The following is an 18,740-nucleotide window of genomic DNA, read 5'->3' on the forward strand; positions in this document are numbered from 1 at the left end:
CTCAGGCAGTCAGCCGTTGACCGCTTCCAGCACCGCCGCGCGCAGCTCGGGAATGCCCATGCCGCCCTCGCTCGACGTCTGGATGATATCGGGGTGCGCGGCGGCGTGCTTGCGCGCCTCCGCCGCGGTCGCCGCGGTCACGTCGGCGAGGTCGGTCGCCTTGACCTTGTCCGCCTTGGTCAGCACCAGCCGGTAGCTGACCGCCGCGCGGTCGAGCATCTCCAGTATCTCGCGGTCGACGTCCTTGATCCCGTGGCGGCTGTCGATCAGCACCAGCGCGCGCTTCAACGCCTGCCGCCCGCGCAGGAAATCGTTGACTAGGTAACGCCACTTCCTAACCATGTCCTTGGGCGCCTTGGCGAAGCCGTAGCCCGGCATGTCGACCAGGCGAAAGGCGAGCGGCTGCCCGACGTCAAAGAAGTTCAGCTCCTGCGTCCGCCCCGGTGTGACCGAGGTGCGCGCAAGCGACTTGCGCCCGGTCAGCGCGTTCAAGAGCGACGACTTGCCGACGTTCGAGCGCCCCGCGAACGCGACCTCGGGCACCACCGCGTCGGGCAGGAAGTTGAGCGCGGGCGCCGACTTCAGGAACTCGACCGGGCCGGCGAACAATTTGCGCGCCGCCTCGATCTGCTCGGCGTCGAACGCCTCGGCCCCGATGTCGGAGGGGTCGTCGCTCACTTCGCCCCACTCTTCGCCGGAGCCTGCTTCAGCTGGGGATGCCGGCTGTACAGCCACTTCTGCTGTAGGATCGAGATGCAGTTGGTCGTGATCCAGTAGACCTGCAGCCCGACCGCGAATGGCGCCATCACGAACATCAGCACCCAGGGCATGATCGCGAACACCTGCTTCTGCGCGTCGTCCATCGGCGCCGGGTTCAGGCGGAACTGGAAGAACATCGAGATGCCGAGCAGGATCGGCACCACGCCGATCGCGATCACGTGCGGCGGGGTGAAGTCGAGCAGCCCGAACAGGTTGAGCGGGGTCAGCGGATCGGGCGCGGACAGGTCCTTGATCCACAGCACGAACGGCTGGTGGCGCATCTCGATCGTCAGCAGCAGCACCTTGTACAGCGCATAGAAGATCGGGATCTGAATCAGCGTCGGCAGGCAGCCCGCCAGCGGATTGACCTTCTCCGCCTTGTACAGCGCCATGATCTCCTGCTGCTGGCGCTGCTTGTCGTCCTTGTAGCGCTCCTGGATCGCCTTCATCTTCGGCTGGATCGCGCGCATCGCCGCCATGCTGCGGAACTGGCGCTGCGCGATCGGGAACACCAGCAGGCGAATCGTCAGCGTCAGCAGGATGATCGCGACGCCGAAGTTGCCGACGAGGTGGAACAGGAAGTCGAGATAATAGAAGATCGGCTTCTCGACGATTCGGAACCAGCCCCAGTCGAGCGCGTAGTCGAGCATCGTCGCGGTGCCGTTGTCGGTATATTGGTCGAGCAGCTTCACTTCCTTCGCGCCCGCGAAGAAGCGCGTGGTTTGGCTGGTCTGCTGCCCCGGCGGTAGCAGCTGCGCCGCACCGGTGAAGTCGCCCTGATAGGTCTTGTTCGCGCCGGCGCGGAACTGGCCGTCGAAGCTGCGCGACTGGTCGGGGATCAGCGCGGTCAGCCAGTATTTGTCGGTGAAGCCGAGCCAGCCGCCCTTCGAATCGAAGCGCTGCGGTCCCTCGTCGACTTCCTTGAAATTGGGGCCGTAATGCGCGGCGTTGTCGTACACCGCCATCGGTCCGGTGTGGATCGTCCAGCTGTCCGGGTCCTTCGACACGCCAGCCCGGTTGACCAGCGCGTAGCTCGCGACCGGCACCGCGCTCTGCCCGGCGTTGGCGACCGTCTGGCGGATCGTGAACAGGTAATCGCTGTCGATCGACAGGTCGATGCGGAAGCGTTGGCCGCGCGCGTTCGCCGCGGTCAGCGTCACCGGGCGGCCGGGCGCGAGTACGTCGGAGGACGCGCTCCAAACCGCATCGGGTCCGGGCGGCGTCAGCCCGCCGTCGCGCCAGCCGAACTGCGCGAAATACGCCTCCGGCGCGCCAGCGGGCGACAGCAGGCGGATCGGGGGCGAGTTCCTGGCGACCGTTTCCTTGTAGTCGGTCAGCACCAGGTCGTCGATCCGCGCACCCTTCAGGTTGATCGAGCCCTGCAGGTGCGGCGTCTGGATGCGCACGCGCGGGCTCTCCGCCAGCACCGCGCGGCGATCGCGCACCGCGGCCGGGCCGTCGGCGGTCGGATCGGCACCGGGCTGCGGCAGCGGCTTCGACTTGCCGTCGACGATCTTCGTGACGGGCGGGTTGGCGGTCGGGAAAAAGCGGCTCTGCGCCAGCGGCCAGCCGAACAGGATCAGCGCCGCGAGCACCGCGAACAGGATGAAGTTCTTGTTGTCGTTGTTCACCTGGCGCCCCAAATCGTCATCACGGTACCGGATCGGGTCCGTGTCCGCCCCATGGATGGCATCTGGCGATCCGCTTGACCGCCAACCATCCGCCCTTCGCCGCTCCATAGCGGCGCAGCGCCTGTATTGCATAGGCCGAACACGACGGTTGGAACCGGCACGACGGCGGCAGCACCACGCTCGGCCCCAATTGCCACGCGCGCGCGAGCAGTATCAGCGCGCGCGCGATCATCGGCGCTTGCGCCGCGGCGGCCTCGTGTCGCCTTCCGGTGCCTTGGCGGCACGTTCCAGCGCGCGCACCAGGTCGTGCCTGAGCGCGGCGTAATCGCACGTCATCGCGGCATCGCGCCCGATCAGAACGTGGTCCGCCCCCGCGCAGCCCACCTCTGGCAGGACCTCGCGCGCCAGCGCGCGGAAACGCCGCTTGATGCGGTTGCGGACCACCGCATTGCCGACCTTCTTGGTCACGGTGATGCCGATCCGCATCGCGGGATCGTCGTCGCGCCGGTCCTTGACCAACAAAACGAAGCCGGGCGTCGGAGCCCGGCGCCCGGCGTTCGCGGCCAGATAGTCCGGCCGCTTCGTCATGCGCCCCGGCGTCACGCGCGGGGAGCTCCGATCACTGATGGTGTCGCTTACGCCGACAGCTTCTTGCGGCCGCGCGCGCGACGCGCCCGGATCACCGCACGGCCGCCGACCGTCGCCATCCGCGCGCGGAAGCCGTGACGGCGTGCACGCACCAGGTTGCTCGGCTGAAAGGTCCGCTTCATCGTTCATGTCCCGAATACAAATACCAAGGGGCCACCACACGGGCAGCCCCAACGCTGCGCCGCTTACGGGCAGACGCTGCTGAAGTCAACGTTACGGTAAGTCTTGCCGGCTTCGCAGCAGGCAATGCTACGCTATGAGACGGGGCAGGGGGCAGCAACATGGTCGCGATCGTATCCACCGTGGCGTATCTGGGACTGGAGGCGCGCGCGGTCGAGGTGCAGGTGCAGCTGATCGCCGGGCTGCCCGCGTTCAACCTCGTCGGGCTCGCCGACAAGGCGGTGGCGGAAAGCCGCGAGCGCGTGCGCGGCGCGATCGCCAGCATGGGGCTGTCATTGCCGCCCAAGCGGATCGCGGTGAACCTGTCGCCCGCCGACCTGCCCAAGGAAGGCTCGCACTTCGACCTCCCGATCGCGCTCGGTCTGCTGGCGGCGATGGGCGTGGTCGATGCCGAGGCGCTCGCCGAGTACGTGGTCGTCGGCGAGCTGGGGCTGAACGGCCGGCTCGCGCCGTCGCCCGGCGTCCTCCTCGCGGCGATCCACGCGGCGGAGCTAGGCAAGGGCCTGATCTGCCCCGCCGCGCAAGGACCTGAAGCCGCCTGGAGTGCGGGCATCGAGGTGGTCGCCGCCCCCGACCTGCTCGGCCTGCTCAATCACCTGAAGGGCGAGCAACTGCTCGCCATGCCCCGCCCGGGGGAAGTGATCGACGCCCGCACCGGCCCCGATCTGCGCCAGGTGAAGGGACAGGAAGTCGCCAAGCGCGCGCTGGAGATCGCCGCCGCCGGCTCGCACAACCTCCTGATGGTCGGTCCGCCAGGCGCGGGCAAGTCGCTGATGGCCGCGTGCCTGCCCGGCATCCTGCCCCCGCTCGACGCGGCCGAGGCGCTGGAGGTCAGCATGGTGCAATCGGTCGCGGGCACGCTGACGAACGGGCAGCTCACCCGCGTCCGCCCGTTCCGCCAACCGCACCATTCCGCCTCGATGGCGGCACTCACCGGCGGCGGGTTGCGGGTCAAGCCGGGCGAGGTCAGCCTCGCGCACCTGGGCGTGCTGTTCCTCGACGAGCTGCCCGAGTTTCAGCGCGCGGTACTCGATTCTCTGCGCCAGCCGCTGGAAACCGGCACGGTCAGCGTCGCGCGCGCCAACGCGCACGTGACCTTTCCGGCGCGCGTCCAGTTGATCGCCGCGATGAACCCTTGCCGCTGCGGGCATCTGGGCGACGCGAGCCTCGCCTGCGCGCGCGCGCCGAAATGCGCCGCCGACTATCAGGCCAAGGTGTCGGGGCCGCTGCTCGACCGCGTCGACCTGCACATCGAGGTGCAGGCGGTCTCCGCCGCCGACCTGACGCTGCCGCCGCCCGGCGAGGGATCGGCGGAGGTCGCCGCGCGCGTGGCGGAGGCGCGGGCGATCCAGGCGGACCGGCTGGCGGGCAGCGGCGCGCGAACCAACGCCGAACTCGACGGCGACACGCTCGATCGCTTCGCCACGCCCGACGAGCCTGGGCGCCAGCTGCTCGCGCAGGCCGCCGCGCAGCTACGCCTGAGCGCGCGCAGCTACACCCGCGTGCTGCGCGTCGCGCGCACGATCGCCGATCTTGCGGGCGCGGAGGCGGTCGGCCGCATCCACGTGGCGGAAGCGCTCCGCTACCGCCGCCAGGCGCCGCGCAACTAGATCTCGCGGAACGACGTCACCGGATCGGCGGGACCGTGCCCGCTCGGCGCGCGCGGCGGCTCGATCGCGACCGGCTCGGGCGCGTCGAACCCGCTCTCCCATTTCGCCACCACCGCGCTCGCCACCGCGTTGCCGATCACGTTGGTCGCGGTGCGCCCCATGTCGAGGAAATGATCCACCGCCAGGATCAGCAGCAGCCCCGCCTCGGGAATGTTGAACATCGGCATCGTCGCCGCGATCACCACCAGGCTCGCGCGCGGCACCCCCGCGATTCCCTTGCTCGTCACCATCAGCACCAGCAGCATGGTGATCTGCTGTCCGATCGACAGGTCGATGCCGTACGCCTGCGCGACGAACAGCGACGCGAATCCCATGTAGATCATCGACCCGTCGAGGTTGAACGAGTAGCCCAGCGGCAGCACGAAGCTGGCGATCCGCGGCGGTACCCCGAACCGGTCGAGTGCCTCCAGCATTCGCGGATAGGCAGCCTCCGACGACGCGGTCGAGAAGGCGACCAGCAACGGCTCGCGCACGTGGCGGATCAGGTCGAGGATGCGCCGCCCGATGAACAGCGTACCGACGCCCAGCAGCACCGCCCACAGCGTCAAGAGCGTCAGGTAGAAGCTGCCCATGAAATAGGCGAGCTGCCCGATCACCCCCGCGCCGCGCTCAGTCAGTGTGCCGGCGACCGCGGCGAACACCGCGACCGGCGCGACGCGCATGACGTAGTCGGTGACCTGCAGCATGACGTGGACCAGCGCGTCGATGCCGCGGACCAGCGGCGCGGCCTTGTCGCCGACAGCGGTGATGCCGACGCCGACGAACAGCGACATGACGACGATCTGCAGGATCTCGTTCTTCGCCATCGCGTCCACCATCGAGGCGGGCACGATGTGCGTGACGAAGTCCTTTAGATTGAACCCCGCCGTCTCCACGCCCGACGCCGCGGTCGCGGCGGGCAGCGCCAGGTTGATGCCGACGCCCGGCTGGAACACGTTCACCAGCACCAGCCCGAGCCCGAGCGACACCAGGCTCGCGCAGACGAACCAGCCGAGCGCGCGCCCGCCGATCCGACCCAGCGCCGCGGTATCGCCCATCTGCGCGATGCCCGACACCAAAGTCGCGAAGACGAGCGGCGCGATGATCATCTTGATCAGCCGCAGGAACAGCCCCGTCACGATTGAGAAATAGCCCGCGATCTCGGTCAGCCGCGCCTGCGCCGCGGGCGTGCCGTCGTCCAGCCAGCCGTTGAGCGCCAGCCCGACGACCAATCCGGCGATCAGCCCGATCATGATGTAGAGGGTCAGCCGCTTGGCCAAATCATTGCTCCCGCGTGGTTGGGCAGAGGGAAGGGGATTGCGGCGCCTCGGTCAAGCACCCTATCGTTCGCCGCCTATGCCGACCTCCTTCAGCCGCCGCAACGTCCTCGCCGCCGCGACCGCGCTGCCGTTCGCGCCGTACGTGCTGCGCGCGGCCGAGCCCGACCTGGCGGGCTTGCAGGACATGACGCGCGGCACCAGGCCGATCGACGCGGCCGAGCGCGCACGCCGACTGTCGCGCGCGCAGGCGCTGATGAGGGCGAACGGCATCGGCGCCGTGCTGATCGAGCCCGGCGCCTCGATGATCTACTTCACCGGCGTGCGCTGGCATCTCTCGGAGCGGCTCACCTGCGCGATCCTGCCGGTCGAGGGTGAGCCATGCATCGTCACGCCGTTTTTCGAGGAGCCTTCGGTGCGCCTCAGCCTGTCGGTGCCCGCCGACGTCAGGACGTGGAACGAGGACGAGGACCCGCTCAAGGTCGTCGCCGGCTTCCTGCGCGATCGCCGGCTCGCCGCGCGGCCGATCGGGGTGGAAGCGAACGTCCGCTTCTTCGCCACCGACCGCCTGCGCGCAGCGCTGCCGGGCGTGCGGCTGGTCACCGCCGACCCGGTCGTGCGCGCGTGCCGCATGGTCAAGTCGTCGGCCGAGATCGCGCTGATGCAGGCCGCGACCGATGTGACGATTGCGGCCTATCGCTGGGTCCACCCGCGGGTCGAGCCCGGCATGACCGGCCGCGACGTTGGCGCGCTGATGGACGCCGCGACCCGAAAGCTCGGCGGCGCGCCCGAATTCTCGATGGCGCTGGTCGGCCCCGACGCGGCGCTGCCCCACGGCGGCACCGCGCCGCGCACCATTGCGCGCGGCGACGTGGTACTTATGGACTGCGGCTGCACCGTGCAGGGCTATCAGTCGGACGTGTCGCGTACCTTCGTCGCCGGCGCTGCCAGCACGGCGGTGCGCCGCGTCTGGGACCAGGTCGCGCGCGGGCAGCAGGTGGCGTTCGCGGCGGCGAAGCTCGGCGCGCCCGCGGGCAGCGTCGACGACGCGGTGCGTCGCTACTACGAGTCGCTCGGCTACGGTCCCGGCTATCGCCTGCCCGGCCTGTCGCACCGCACCGGGCACGGGATCGGCATGGAAGGGCACGAGCCGGTCAACCTCGTGCGCGGCGAGACGACGCCGCTCGCCCCCGGCATGTGCTTTTCCGACGAGCCCGGCCTCTATCTGCCCGGCAAGTTCGGCGTCCGTCTGGAGGATTGCTTCCACATGACCGAGGCCGGACCGAAGTGGTTCAGCACGCCGCCGGCCTCGATCGATCGCCCGGTGTGAGCCATCGCTCGGCGCGAGGCCGGGCTGACACATGCGGCAGCTGATACCGACAGAGCAGTCCCGATCCCGTCACAGCAACCTTCGTCATCCCAGGCTCGACCCGGGAACCCGCTTCTTCCGCTTTCGCCCGTGTTGCACCGTCGTCGCGAACGCCCACGCCAAACGCCAGCGGCGCCCGCGCGGGGGAGTTCCACGCGGGCGCCGCATCGACGGCGACCGCGACGCCGCCGGAGTCGTGAAGGGTCAGGCGTTCGCCAGCCGCTGCTCCAGCGCCTGCTGCTGCCGCATCAGCGCGGGCGGGATCGGCGCGCCGAACTCCTCCAGGAAGGTGCGGTTGCGCGCGGCTTCCTCGCTCCACGTCGCCGGATCGACCGACAGCAACGTCTCGACCGCGTCCGGCGACAGGTCGAGCGCCGCAACGTCGAGCGCCTCGGCGGTGGGCAGGTGGCCGATCGGCGTCTCGACCGCGTCGGCCTCGCCCTCGATCCGCTCGACGATCCACTTCAGCACACGCGAATTCTCGCCGAAGCCCGGCCAGACGAACTTGCCGTTCTCGTCCTTGCGGAACCAGTTGACCATGAAGATGCGCGGCAGGACCGCGGCGTCGGACTGCGCCTTCGCCCCCATGCGGATCCAGTGGCTGAAATAGTCGCCCATGTTGTAGCCGCAGAACGGCAGCATCGCGAAGGGATCGCGGCGCAGCGCGCCGACCTTGCCCTCGGCCGCGGCGGTGCCCTCCGACGCGATGTTGGCGGCCATGTAGACGCCGTGCTCCCAGTCGAACGCCTCGACCGCCAGCGGCACCGCGCTCGCGCGGCGGCCACCGAACAGTAACGCGCTGATCGGCACGCCCTCGGGCGACTGCCACTCGTCGGCGATCGACGGGCATTGCGCCGCCGGCGCGGTGAAGCGTGCGTTGGGGTGCGCGGCGGGCTTGCCGCTCGCGGGATCGTACGGCTCGCCGGTCCAGTCGGTCAGCCCCTCGGCCGGCGTCTCCGACAGCCCCTCCCACCACACGTCGCCGTCGGCGGTCAGCGCGGTGTTGGTGAAGATGCATGTGCCCGACAGCGTGTCGATCGCGTTCTTGTTGGTCGCAGGGCCCGTGCCCGGCGCCACGCCGAAGAAGCCCGCTTCCGGGTTGATCGCGTAGAGCCGCCCGTCCTTGCCGAACCGCATCCAGGCGATGTCGTCGCCGACCGTCTCCGCGCGCCAGCCCGGCACCGTCGGCTCCAGCATCGCGAGGTTGGTCTTGCCGCACGCGCTGGGGAAGGCGGCGGCGACGTAATGCGACTTGCCCGCCGGACTGGTCAGCTTGAGGATAAGCATGTGCTCGGCGAGCCATCCCTCGTCGCGCGCCATCACGCTCGCGATGCGCAGCGCGAAGCACTTCTTGCCGAGGAGCGCGTTGCCGCCATAGCCCGAACCGTACGACCAGATCTCGCGCGTCTCGGGGAAGTGAACGATCCACTTCTCCTCGTTGCACGGCCAGGCGACGTCCGCCTGACCGTCGGTCAGCGGCATGCCGACCGTGTGGATGCAGCGCACGAAGAAGCCGTCGTCGCCCAGCATGTCGAGCGCGGGCGTGCCGATGCGGGTCATAATCCGCATGGAAAGAACGACATAAGCGCTGTCGGTCAGCTCCACGCCGATCGCGCTCTTGTCCGACCCGATCGGCCCCATGCAGTACGGCACGACGTAGATCGTGCGACCCCGCATCGAGCCTTCGAACAGCCCGTCCAGCTTGTTGCGCATCTCTGACGGCTCGACCCAGTTGTTGGTGGGCCCCGCGTCGGCCTCCGCGTCCGAGCAGATAAAGGTGCGGCTCTCGACGCGCGCCACGTCGCGCGGATCGGAGCGGGCGTAGAAGCTGTCGGGGCGCAGTTCGGGGTTCAACCGTACCAGCGTGCCCGCCTGCACCAATTGATCGGACAAGGCGTCCCACTCCGCCTGCGACCCGTCGCACCAGTGGACCTGGTCGGGCTGCGTGTGCGCCGCGATCTGCTCGACCCATTCGATCAGCGCGCGGTGACTGGTCGGCGGCGTCCCGGTCCGGCTCGTCGTCTCGCCGGCGGCTTGCATCAGCATGGCGTGTCCCTCTCCGCCCGTTCGCGGGCAATATAGTGCAACGTTAAAGCTGGAGCGGCGCCTTGTTCAAATCTGAATAGCGGAATGGTATAAGCCTGGGTTAAAGGACAACGGTGACAGTCGCGCACGATCTCAACCTGCGCCACCTGCGGCTGCTGCTCGGCATCGCGCAGGCCGGCAGCCTCAGCGTGGCCGCGCGCGCGTCGGGCGTGTCGCAGCCCGCGCTCAGCCAGGCGCTCGCCAAGCTGGAGGTGGCGTTCGGCACCGCCTTGTTCGATCGCACCGCCTCGGGCGTGTCGCCGACCGCGGCGGGTCGGCGCATCGTTCGCCGCGTCGACCACGCGCTGCAGCGCATCTCGCGCGCGTTTCGTCGCTCCAGCGCGACGCCGCAGAAGGGCGACCCCCACAATTACCTGACCACCGCGCACGTCCGCGGGCTCATCAACCTGGCCGAGGCCGGCAGCTTCATGCGCGCCGCCGAGAGTGCGGGCGTGTCGGTGCCCGCGCTCCACCGCGCGGTGCGCGACCTGGAGCAGTTGAGCGGCACCGCGCTGGTCGAGCGGCGCGGCCGCGGCGTCGGGCTGACGCGCGCGGGCGCGACGCTGGCGCAGGGGTTCAACCTCGCGCACGCCGAACTCACCACCGCGCTGGAGGAATCGAGCGGGAAGGGCGGCCGCCTCGCGATCGGCGCAATGGCGCTGTCGCGCTCGCTGCTGCTGCCCGCGACGCTCGCCGACCTGCTGCGCGACCACCCCGCCGCGCGCGTCGACGTGGTGGAGGGATCGTACCTCGAACTCGTCGAGTTGCTGCGCTCGGGCCGGATCGACATGCTGATCGGCGCGCTGCGCGATCATCCCGGGCGCGAGTTGCTGCAGGAGCCGTTGTTCACCGATCGCCTGACGATCATCGGCCGCGCCGAGCACCCGCTTGCAGTCGGGGAGGCCGGGTTCGAGGACCTCGCTGCCTATCCCTGGATCGTCGCGCGCCGCGCCTCCGGGCTGCTCGACCGCTGGCAGCAGATGTTCGACCACGCCGACAAGCCGCGCCCAGACGCGCCGATCCAGTGCGGCTCGGTCGCGCTCATCCGCGGCGTGCTGGTACGCAGCGATTTCCTGACGCTGCTATCCCCCGATCAGGTCAGCGCCGAGATCGAGTCGGGCTCGCTGGTCACGATCCAGTCGTGCGTGCCCGACACGATGCGCACGATCGGCGCGATCACCCGGCGCGACTGGTACCCAACTGCGCTGCAGGAGCAGTTCATGGCGGTGCTGCGCCACCACGCCACCGTCGGCCGCACTCAGCCGGGCGACTGAGCGAGCTGCTCGACCGCGCGGACCAGCGCGCTGCCGCGCAGTGCCGCCGCGTCGCGGTGCGGCGCGTAGACGAGCCCCAAGGTGCGTGTCAGGTCGAAGCCGTCGAGCCGCGGGCACGCGACCCCGTCGCTCGCGAAACTCTGCGGCACCAGTGTCACGCCCAACCCCTCGCGCACGTAGCGCAGCGCGCGCTCGTCGCTTGCGGTCCGCGCGGCGAAGAACGGCCGCACCCCGCGCGCGGTGAAGTGCCGGCTGGTGTCGGCCAGCGCCTCGCAGTGGCGCCGCACGATCATCGCCTCGCTCGCCAGCTCCTCCGCCGCCACGCGCGCGCGGCCGGCGAGCGGGTGGAACGCGGGCAGCGCCATCGCATAGCCTTCCTCGGCCACCACGTCGTGTGCGCCCGCACCCGCCCGCACGATCGTCAGCGCCACGTCGATCCGCCCGCTCGCCAGCCGATCGCTTAAGTCCCGCTCGCGCCCCTCGTACAGCTCCAGCCGCTCGCCACCCGTGACGCGGTGCGCGCGCAGCACCCGGCTGATCCAGCCCGGCGCAATCGTGCCCAGCACCCCCAGCCGGATCGTCTCCGCCGCCGCGCTGCCCGCCACCGCGCGCTCGGCGGCGAGGAACCCCGCCTCGATCCGCCGCGCCTGCTCGGCGAGCAACGTGCCCGCCTGCGTCAGCTCGACCCGCCGGTTGCTGCGCCGGAACAGCGGCTGGCCCAGCATCTTCTCCAGCTTGGCGACGCCGACCGACAGCGTCGGCTGCGACACGTTGCACGCCTCCGCCGCGCGCGAGAAAGTGCCGTGGTCGATCACCGCCAGGAAGTAACGCAGGTGGTAGCGGTCGATCATAGACCCTTTCTATGATGTAAGCCGTGAAACTTCAATTTTGCGCAGGGTTCCCGCGACTGGTACACGATGCGCGAAGGAGAGACCCGTGGCAGAAATGGATTTCGCGCTCGGCGACAATGCCGAGATGATCCGCGAGAGCACGCGCCGGTTCGCGACCGACAAGATCGCACCGCTGGCCGCGAAGATCGACGCCGAGGACTGGTTCCCGCGCGACGAGCTGTGGCCCGCGATGGGCGAGCTAGGCCTCCACGGCATCACGGTCGCGGAGGAGGACGGTGGTCTCGGGCTCGGCTACCTCGAGCACGTCGTCGCGCAGGAGGAGGTCGCGCGCGCGTCCGCCTCGATCGGGCTCAGCTACGGCGCGCACTCCAACCTGTGCGTCAACCAGATCCGCCGCTGGGCCAGCCCCGAGCAGAAGGCGAAGTACCTGCCCAAGCTGATCAGCGGCGAGCACGTCGGCAGCCTCGCGATGTCGGAGGCGAACGCGGGCTCGGACGTCGTGTCGATGAAGCTGCGCGCGGAGCAGGTGCAGGGTGGCTACGTGCTGAACGGCACCAAGTTCTGGATCACCAACGCGCCCTATGCCGACACGTTGGTCGTCTACGCCAAGACGGGCGAGGGTTCTCGCGGCATCACGACCTTCCTGATCGAGCGTGATATGCCGGGCTTCTCGATTGGGCAGAAGATCGACAAGATGGGGATGCGCGGCTCGCCCACCGCCGAGCTGGTGTTCACCGACTGCGAGGTGCCCGAGGCGAACGTGATGGGGCCGGTCAACGGCGGCGTTGGCGTGCTGATGAGCGGGCTCGATTACGAGCGCACCGTGCTCGCGGGCATCCAGCTCGGCGTCATGCAGGCGTGCCTCGACGTCGTGCTCCCCTACGTGCGCGAGCGGCAGCAGTTCGGCCAGCCGATCGGGGCGTTTCAGCTGATGCAGGCGAAGATCGCGGACATGTACGTCGCGCTTAACTCCGCGCGCGCCTACGTCTACGCGGTGGCGCAGGCGTGCGACGCCGGCAAGACAACGCGCTTCGACGCGGCGGGCGCGATCCTGCTCGCCAGCGAGAGCGCGTTCAAGGTCGCGGGCGAGGCGGTGCAGGCGCTGGGTGGTGCTGGCTATACCAAGGACTGGCCGGTGGAGCGGTTCCTGCGCGACGCCAAGCTGCTCGACATCGGGGCTGGCACCAACGAGATCCGCCGTATGCTGATCGGGCGCGAGCTGATCGGCCACAACCCGCCCGTCGCGCAGTGACCTCGCGCGGCGCCGGCGGTCTGGCAAGCGTCACTTGCCCGAGAACATGAACGCGACCGCTCCCATCAGGCACGCGAACGCGGCGGCGTGGCGCCAGTGGAGCGGCTCCTTGAGCACCGCGACCATGAACACGCCGAAGACGAGCAGCGCGATCGCCTCCTGTGTGACCTTGAGCTGCCCGGCACTCCAGCCCGCCGCATATCCGATGCGGTTAGCGGGCACGGCCAGGCAATATTCGAACAGCGCGATGCCCCAGCTGATCGCGATCACCAGCGGCAGGGGTTTGTTCATCCCGCCCTTCAAATGCCAGTACCAGGCGGTGGTCATGAACACGTTGGACGTGACGAGCAGCAACAGCGTCGGCATGAGTGCCGCTTATCGTGGATTAGGAAAGACGCAATGACTGCTCCGCCGCTGACGACCTCACTGGCGCGCGACGGCGCCGATTACGCCGCCAACGCGCAGCACAATCGCGCGCTCGCCGAGGAACTGCGCGACCGCGTGCGCGAGGCCGCGCTCGGCGGCGACCAGCGCGCGCGCGACCGCCACACCGGTCGCGGCAAGCTGCTGCCGCGCGACCGCGTCGAGCGCCTGCTCGATCCGGGCACCGCCTTACTCGAGATCGGGCAGCTCGCTGCGGGCGGCCTGTACGACGATCAGGTGCCGGGTGCGGGGCTGATCTGCGGCATCGGCACCGTCTCCGGGCGGCAGGTCATGATCGTGTGCAACGACGCCACCGTGAAGGGCGGCACCTACTACCCGCTGACCGTCAAGAAGCACCTGCGCGCGCAGGAGATCGCGCAGGAGAACCGCCTGCCGTGCATCTACCTGGTCGATTCGGGCGGCGCCAACCTGCCGCACCAGGCCGAGGTCTTTCCCGACCGCGAGCATTTCGGGCGCATCTTCTTCAACCAGGCGAACATGTCGGCGCTGCAGATTCCGCAGATCGCCTGCGTCATGGGCAGCTGCACCGCCGGCGGTGCCTACGTGCCCGCGATGAGCGATGAGACGGTGATCGTGCGTAACCAGGGCACGATCTTCCTCGCCGGGCCGCCCTTGGTGAAGGCGGCGACGGGCGAGGTCATCTCGGCCGAGGAACTGGGTGGTGCGGAAACGCACGGCCGCCGCTCGGGCGTGGTCGATCACGTCGCACAGGACGACGATCACGCGCTCACGATCGTGCGCGACATCGTGTCGACGCTGCCGCCGCCGCCCGCACCGACGATCAACCTGGCCGAGCCGCGCGAGCCAGCTTTCCCCGCCGACGACCTGTACGGGATCGTGCCGCAGGACGTGCGCGCGCCCTACGACGTGCACGAGGTGATCGCGCGGCTGGCCGACGCCAGCGAGTTCCACGAGTTCAAGGCGCTCTACGGCACCAGCCTCGTCTGCGGCTTCGCGCACATCCACGGCGTGCCGGTCGCGATCCTCGCCAACAACGGCGTGCTGTTCAGCGAATCGGCGCAGAAGGGCGCGCACTTCATCGAGCTCGCCTGCCAGCGCCACGTCCCGCTCCTGTTCCTCCAGAACATCTCGGGCTTCATGGTCGGCGGCCGCTACGAAGCGGAGGGCATCGCCAAGCACGGTGCGAAGCTCGTCACCGCGGTCGCGACCGCTAGCGTGCCCAAGATCACGATCCTGATCGGCGGCAGCTTCGGCGCGGGCAATTACGGCATGTGCGGCCGCGCCTATTCCCCGCGCTTCCTGTTCTCCTGGCCCAACAGCCGCATCAGCGTGATGGGCGGCGAGCAGGCGGCGAGTGTGCTGGCCACCGTCCACCGCGACGCCGACAGCTGGACGCCCGACCAGGCGGAAGCGTTCAAGGCACCCGTGCGGCAGAAATACGAGGATGAGGGCAACCCTTATTACGCCACCGCCCGCCTGTGGGACGACGGCGTGATCGACCCCGCCCAGACCCGCGACGTCCTCGGCCTCGCGCTCACCGCCTGCCTCAACGCGCCGGTAGAGCAGGCCCCACGCTTCGGCGTGTTTCGGATGTGATGGGAAACCAGCAAATACCTCCCCGGAACGGGGAGGGGGACTGCCCGGCGAAGCCGGGTGGTGGAGGGGTGTTCAACGCCACCGCCGCCGCTAGGACGTTGGCGCACAGTCAACGCCGCAGTGGGAACCTCTCCGAGGTTCTGCTCTGGCGCGCGCTGCGGACCCGTCCGGGCGGGTTCAAGTTCCGGCGCCAGCATCCACTCGGCGACTACAGTCTCGATTTTGCCTGCCTGTCCGCACGCCTGTGCATCGAAGTTTACGGCGAGCATCACGCGCGCTGCGACCAGCCGGCTCGCGACGCCGCGCGTGACCTGACGCTCGCTGCGCTCGGCTTTCGCGTTCTCCGAATGCGGGCCCGCGACATCCTGGCCGACATCGACGCTGCGGTGCGCGGCAGCGTCGCCGCCTGCCATCAACCCCTCCACCATTCGGCTGCGCCGAACGGTCCCCCTCCCCGTGCCGGGGAGGTATTCAACCGGGAAGCATCATGATCCAATCGCTCCTCATCGCCAACCGCGGCGAGATCGCCTGCCGCATCATCCGTACCGCGCGCGCGCTCGGCATCCGCACGGTGGCCGTCTTCTCCGACGCCGATTTCGACGCTCTCCACGTCCGTATGGCCGACGAGGCGGTCCACATCGGTCCGTCAGCGGCGCGCGAGAGCTACCTCGTCGGTGACCGCATCATCGCCGCCGCGCGTGAGACCGGGGCAGAGGCAATCCACCCCGGCTACGGCTTCCTCAGCGAGAACGCCGACTTCGCACAAGCCGTGCTCGACGTCGGGCTCGTCTGGGTCGGCCCAAACCCCGACAGCATCCGCGCAATGGGGCTGAAGGATGCCGCCAAGCAGCGGATGATCGCCGCGGGCGTGCCCGTCACCCCCGGCTACCTCGGCGGCGACCAGTCACCCGAGCGGCTGCGCGCGGAGGCCGACGCGATCGGCTATCCCGTGCTGATCAAGGCGGTCGCGGGCGGCGGCGGCAAGGGGATGCGCCAGGTCGGCGACGCGGCCGCCTTCGCCGACGCGCTGCAATCGTGTCAGCGCGAGGCGGCGTCCTCGTTCGGCGACGATCGCGTGCTGATCGAGAAATACATCCAGAGCCCGCGCCACATCGAGGTGCAGGTGTTCGGCGACCGCTACGGCCACGTCGTCCACCTGTTCGAACGCGACTGCTCGCTCCAGCGCCGCCACCAGAAAGTGATCGAGGAAGCGCCTGCGCCCGGCATGGACGCGGCCACCCGCGCCCAGGTCTGCGCCGCGGCGGTCAAGGCGGCGCAGGCGGTCGACTACGTGGGCGCGGGCACGATCGAGTTCATCGCGGACGCGAGCGAGGGCCTGCGCGCCAACCGCATCTGGTTCATGGAAATGAACACCCGGCTCCAGGTTGAGCATCCGGTGACCGAGGCGATCACCGGGCAGGACCTCGTCGAGTGGCAGCTCCGCGTCGCGAGCGGCGAGCCGCTGCCGTGCACGCAGGACGAGCTCACCATCACTGGCCACGCGATTGAGGCGCGGCTCTACGCCGAGGACCCGGCCAAGGGCTTCCTGCCCTCGATCGGCACGCTAGAGGCGTTCGACCTCGGCGATGACGTCCGCGTCGACAAAGGGGTGGAGCAGGGCAGCGTCATCTCGCCCTTCTACGACCCGATGATCGCCAAGCTGATCGCGCACGGGCAAACCCGCGACGACGCGCGCGAGCAACTCGCCGACGCGTTGGACGAGGCGGTGGTGTGGCCGGTCCGCTCGAACGCCGGCTTCCTGGTCGAGACGCTCGACCACCCCGACTTCGCCGCCGGCCGCGTCGACACCGGGCTGATCGCGCGCGAGGGCGACGCGCTGATGCCACCCGCTTACCCGAGCGAGGAAGCGCTGACCGCCGCCGCCGCCGAGCTCGCCGGCCCCGCGCCGCTCGCGGGCTTTCGCCTGAACGCGCCGCCGCGCCGCGCCGCCCGCTTCCTGCTCGACGGTGAGGGCGTCGACATCGACTTCACCGACGCCCCTCAAGCGGACGAAGCCGTCACCACCAGCGTCCTCATCAGCGAGGGCGGACAGACCTGGGCGCTCGCCCCGTTCCGCGCGAGCGGCGCGGCGGAGGGCGGGGCGGGCGACGGCGCAATCCTGTCGCCGATGCCCGGCCGCGTCATCGCGGTCGAGGTCGCCGCGGGTGCGCGCGTCGCCAAGGGGCAGAAGCTGCTGACGCTCGAGGCGATGAAGATGGAGCACAGCCTCGTCGCGCCGTTCGACGGCATTGTCGCCGAACTCAACGCCGAGGCGGGCGGGCAGGTGAGCGAGGGTGCGCTGCTCGCGCGGATCGAGGCGGCGGCCGACTGAACCCGTCGTCCCGGAATCCTTCCGGGACGGCGGAACCACTCACCCGTCCAGCGGCTCCACCACCAGCACGCCCGCGTCGACCGCCACCACCCGCGCCCGCGCGCCCGCGTGCAGCGCCGGGCCCCGCGCGGGCCACGCGCCGTCGCCCAGCGTCACCCGCCCCCCGCCATGCTCGATCGCGCGCTCCACCGTGACCACCGCGCCGACCAGCCGCGCGGTCGGATCGTTCAACCGCGCCGCGTCGCCCGCGACCGGATAGTCGCGGTACCAGCGCCGGCCGATCAGCACCGCCGCCGCGCTCCACGCCGCGAACGCGCCGATCTGCGCGGCCAACGGCAGGTCGGGCAGCGCGAGCACGGTCACCCCGACGATCGCCGCCGCCAGCGCGACGAAGACGAGGAACACGCCCGGCACCACCAGCTCGGCGATCCCGAGCAGCAGCGCCGCGATCAACCACGCGCCCGCCCCGCCGATCCCGCCGATCAGGTCGCCCCAGAACCCGCCGACGTTCATTCCTCGCTCGCCGCGCCCCCGCCGATCCGCGGCACGCTGGCGGTCGCGTCACGCGGCGGAGCCTTGTCCTTCTTCGCGCCGGTCGGGTTCTTGGGCGACAGCGCGTCGCGCGCCAGCTCGCCGATCCCGCCCAATGTGCCGATCAGCTGCGTCGCCTCGACCGGGAACAGGATCGTCTTGGCATTGGGGCTGGTGGCGAACTTGCCCACCGCCTCGACGTATTTCTGCGCGATGAAATAGTTGAGCGACTGCGTGCCGCCGCTCTCGATCGCCTCCGACACGACCTGCGTCGCGCGCGCTTCCGCCTCGGCCGCGCGCTCGCGCGCCTCGGCGTCGCGGTAAGCCGACTCGCGCCGCCCCTCGGCCTCCAGGATGCGCGCCTGCTTCTGCCCCTCGGCGCGCAGGATTTCGGAGGCGCGGCTGCCCTCCGCCTCCAGGATGTTGGCGCGCTTCTCGCGTTCCGCCTTCATCTGGCGCCCCATCGCGCTGACGATGTCGGCGGGCGGGCGGATGTCCTTGATCTCGACGCGCGTGATCTTGACGCCCCACGGCACCGTCGCGTGGTCGACGACCGACAGCAGTCGCGCGTTGATCTCGTCGCGCTTCGACAGCGTCTCGTCCAGGTCCATCGACCCCATGACGGTGCGCAGGTTCGTCGTCGTCAGCTGCAGCAGCGCGACGTACAGGTCCGACACCTCGTACGCCGCCTTTGGCGCGTCTAGCACCTGGAAGAACACCACGCCGTCGGTCGAGACGATCGCATTGTCCTTGGTGATGATCTCCTGCCCCGGAATGTCGATCACCTGCTCCATCATGTTCACCTTGCGGCCGACACGGTAGAAGAAGGCAGGATAGAAGTTGAACCCGGGCGAGGCGGTGGTGGTGTAGCGCCCGAAATGCTCGATCGTGTACTGGTATC

18 protein-coding genes are annotated in these 18,740 nt (G+C 69.8%); 7 read left to right on the forward strand and 11 right to left on the reverse strand.

The genetic code is table 11. The features are described 5' to 3' along the window. Positions 1-9: 9 nt before the first annotated feature. Genes yihA through rpmH form a run of 5 tightly spaced genes read right to left on the reverse strand, consistent with a single transcriptional unit; the run spans position 10 to position 3,160 of the window. On the reverse strand, positions 10-678 hold the full coding sequence (gene yihA, locus ACFDS6_RS02300; protein WP_375270486.1) for a ribosome biogenesis GTP-binding protein YihA/YsxC: 669 nt from the start codon (positions 676-678) through the stop codon (positions 10-12). Beyond that, positions 675-2,390, reverse strand: coding sequence for a membrane protein insertase YidC (gene yidC / locus ACFDS6_RS02305; RefSeq protein WP_375270487.1), 1,716 nt, complete (start codon positions 2,388-2,390; stop codon positions 675-677). Before yidC ends, yihA begins: the two co-directional genes overlap by 4 nt. Before the next feature lie 19 nt (positions 2,391-2,409). Further along, a complete protein-coding gene (yidD, locus tag ACFDS6_RS02310) occupies positions 2,410-2,622 on the reverse strand; it encodes a membrane protein insertion efficiency factor YidD (protein WP_375270488.1) in 213 nt (70 codons plus the stop codon). Next, positions 2,619-2,978 carry a ribonuclease P protein component gene (gene rnpA, locus ACFDS6_RS02315; RefSeq protein ID WP_375270489.1) on the reverse strand — a complete coding sequence of 120 codons (360 nt, stop codon included), beginning with the start codon at positions 2,976-2,978 and terminating at the stop codon, positions 2,619-2,621. The genes yidD and rnpA overlap by 4 nt, the downstream gene beginning before the upstream one ends. Before the next feature lie 47 nt (positions 2,979-3,025). Further along, positions 3,026-3,160, reverse strand: coding sequence for a 50S ribosomal protein L34 (gene rpmH, locus ACFDS6_RS02320; RefSeq protein ID WP_028056723.1), 135 nt, complete (start codon positions 3,158-3,160; stop codon positions 3,026-3,028). 159 nt (positions 3,161-3,319) lie between these two features. Here rpmH and ACFDS6_RS02325 point away from each other — a divergent pair, with 159 nt between their 5' ends. After that, positions 3,320-4,828 (forward strand): YifB family Mg chelatase-like AAA ATPase, encoded by a 1,509-nt coding sequence (locus tag ACFDS6_RS02325; protein WP_375270490.1) that lies wholly within the window; start codon positions 3,320-3,322, stop codon positions 4,826-4,828. Here the strand turns inward: ACFDS6_RS02325 and ACFDS6_RS02330 are convergent. Next, positions 4,825-6,147 (reverse strand): dicarboxylate/amino acid:cation symporter, encoded by a 1,323-nt coding sequence (locus tag ACFDS6_RS02330; RefSeq protein ID WP_375270491.1) that lies wholly within the window; start codon positions 6,145-6,147, stop codon positions 4,825-4,827. The genes ACFDS6_RS02325 and ACFDS6_RS02330 overlap by 4 nt on opposite strands. Before the next feature lie 76 nt (positions 6,148-6,223). On the opposite strand from ACFDS6_RS02330, the gene ACFDS6_RS02335 reads away from it, so the two are divergent. Beyond that, positions 6,224-7,474 carry a M24 family metallopeptidase gene (locus tag ACFDS6_RS02335; protein ID WP_375270492.1) on the forward strand — a complete coding sequence of 417 codons (1,251 nt, stop codon included), beginning with the start codon at positions 6,224-6,226 and terminating at the stop codon, positions 7,472-7,474. Between the two features lie 243 nt (positions 7,475-7,717). Here ACFDS6_RS02335 and ACFDS6_RS02340 read toward each other — a convergent pair whose 3' ends face one another. Beyond that, a complete protein-coding gene (locus ACFDS6_RS02340; protein ID WP_375270493.1) occupies positions 7,718-9,559 on the reverse strand; it encodes a phosphoenolpyruvate carboxykinase (GTP) in 1,842 nt (613 codons plus the stop codon). 113 nt (positions 9,560-9,672) lie between these two features. Here ACFDS6_RS02340 and ACFDS6_RS02345 point away from each other — a divergent pair, with 113 nt between their 5' ends. Continuing rightward, positions 9,673-10,872 carry a LysR family transcriptional regulator gene (locus tag ACFDS6_RS02345; protein ID WP_375270494.1) on the forward strand — a complete coding sequence of 400 codons (1,200 nt, stop codon included), beginning with the start codon at positions 9,673-9,675 and terminating at the stop codon, positions 10,870-10,872. On the opposite strand, the gene ACFDS6_RS02350 is transcribed toward ACFDS6_RS02345, so the two are convergent. Continuing rightward, the gene (locus ACFDS6_RS02350) at positions 10,857-11,723 is read right to left on the reverse strand and encodes a LysR family transcriptional regulator (protein WP_375270495.1); all 867 of its coding nucleotides are present in this window, start codon (positions 11,721-11,723) and stop codon (positions 10,857-10,859) included. The genes ACFDS6_RS02345 and ACFDS6_RS02350 overlap by 16 nt on opposite strands. Before the next feature lie 85 nt (positions 11,724-11,808). Here ACFDS6_RS02350 and ACFDS6_RS02355 point away from each other — a divergent pair, with 85 nt between their 5' ends. Next, the gene (locus tag ACFDS6_RS02355) at positions 11,809-12,975 is read left to right on the forward strand and encodes an isovaleryl-CoA dehydrogenase (protein ID WP_375270496.1); all 1,167 of its coding nucleotides are present in this window, start codon (positions 11,809-11,811) and stop codon (positions 12,973-12,975) included. 30 nt (positions 12,976-13,005) lie between these two features. Here the strand turns inward: ACFDS6_RS02355 and ACFDS6_RS02360 are convergent, their stop codons facing one another. Continuing rightward, positions 13,006-13,341, reverse strand: coding sequence for a DMT family protein (locus tag ACFDS6_RS02360; protein ID WP_375270497.1), 336 nt, complete (start codon positions 13,339-13,341; stop codon positions 13,006-13,008). Positions 13,342-13,374: 33 nt separating this feature from the next. On the opposite strand from ACFDS6_RS02360, the gene ACFDS6_RS02365 reads away from it, so the two are divergent. From ACFDS6_RS02365 to ACFDS6_RS02375, 3 genes are all read left to right on the forward strand, one after another. Continuing rightward, the gene (locus ACFDS6_RS02365; RefSeq protein WP_375270498.1) at positions 13,375-14,976 is read left to right on the forward strand and encodes a carboxyl transferase domain-containing protein; all 1,602 of its coding nucleotides are present in this window, start codon (positions 13,375-13,377) and stop codon (positions 14,974-14,976) included. A 68-nt stretch (positions 14,977-15,044) separates the two neighbouring features. Continuing rightward, positions 15,045-15,467 (forward strand): endonuclease domain-containing protein, encoded by a 423-nt coding sequence (locus ACFDS6_RS02370; protein WP_375270499.1) that lies wholly within the window; start codon positions 15,045-15,047, stop codon positions 15,465-15,467. After that, entirely contained in the window at positions 15,464-17,308 is a 1,845-nt protein-coding gene (locus ACFDS6_RS02375) for an acetyl/propionyl/methylcrotonyl-CoA carboxylase subunit alpha (RefSeq protein WP_375270500.1), read from the forward strand. Before ACFDS6_RS02370 ends, ACFDS6_RS02375 begins: the two co-directional genes overlap by 4 nt. A gap of 39 nt (positions 17,309-17,347) precedes the next feature. Here the strand turns inward: ACFDS6_RS02375 and ACFDS6_RS02380 are convergent, their stop codons facing one another. Both ACFDS6_RS02380 and ACFDS6_RS02385 read right to left on the reverse strand, forming a co-directional pair. Then, positions 17,348-17,821 (reverse strand): NfeD family protein, encoded by a 474-nt coding sequence (locus tag ACFDS6_RS02380; RefSeq protein WP_375270501.1) that lies wholly within the window; start codon positions 17,819-17,821, stop codon positions 17,348-17,350. Continuing rightward, a partial coding sequence (locus ACFDS6_RS02385) for an SPFH domain-containing protein (RefSeq protein WP_375270502.1) occupies positions 17,818-18,740 on the reverse strand: 923 nt, incomplete at its 5' end. The genes ACFDS6_RS02385 and ACFDS6_RS02380, both read right to left, overlap by 4 nt.

Source organism: Sphingomonas sp., assembly GCF_042095875.1.
In the GTDB taxonomy this organism is placed as follows: Bacteria; Pseudomonadota; Alphaproteobacteria; order Sphingomonadales; family Sphingomonadaceae; genus Sphingomonas.

What these genes read in the sequence shown, in the direction of transcription:
- ACFDS6_RS02380 (WP_375270501.1), bottom strand. Translation starts at nt 17,821, where the DNA reads ATGAACGTCGGCGGGTTCTGGGGCGACCTGATCGGCGGGATCGGCGGG.
- yidD (WP_375270488.1), bottom strand. Translation starts at nt 2,622, where the DNA reads ATGATCGCGCGCGCGCTGATACTGCTCGCGCGCGCGTGGCAATTGGGG.
- ACFDS6_RS02365 (WP_375270498.1), top strand. Translation starts at nt 13,375, where the DNA reads ATGACTGCTCCGCCGCTGACGACCTCACTGGCGCGCGACGGCGCCGAT.
- ACFDS6_RS02360 (WP_375270497.1), bottom strand. Translation starts at nt 13,341, where the DNA reads ATGCCGACGCTGTTGCTGCTCGTCACGTCCAACGTGTTCATGACCACC.
- ACFDS6_RS02350 (WP_375270495.1), bottom strand. Translation starts at nt 11,723, where the DNA reads ATGATCGACCGCTACCACCTGCGTTACTTCCTGGCGGTGATCGACCAC.
- ACFDS6_RS02335 (WP_375270492.1), top strand. Translation starts at nt 6,224, where the DNA reads ATGCCGACCTCCTTCAGCCGCCGCAACGTCCTCGCCGCCGCGACCGCG.
- rpmH (WP_028056723.1), bottom strand. Translation starts at nt 3,160, where the DNA reads ATGAAGCGGACCTTTCAGCCGAGCAACCTGGTGCGTGCACGCCGTCAC.
- ACFDS6_RS02325 (WP_375270490.1), top strand. Translation starts at nt 3,320, where the DNA reads ATGGTCGCGATCGTATCCACCGTGGCGTATCTGGGACTGGAGGCGCGC.
- ACFDS6_RS02375 (WP_375270500.1), top strand. Translation starts at nt 15,464, where the DNA reads ATGATCCAATCGCTCCTCATCGCCAACCGCGGCGAGATCGCCTGCCGC.
- rnpA (WP_375270489.1), bottom strand. Translation starts at nt 2,978, where the DNA reads ATGACGAAGCGGCCGGACTATCTGGCCGCGAACGCCGGGCGCCGGGCT.
- ACFDS6_RS02340 (WP_375270493.1), bottom strand. Translation starts at nt 9,559, where the DNA reads ATGCTGATGCAAGCCGCCGGCGAGACGACGAGCCGGACCGGGACGCCG.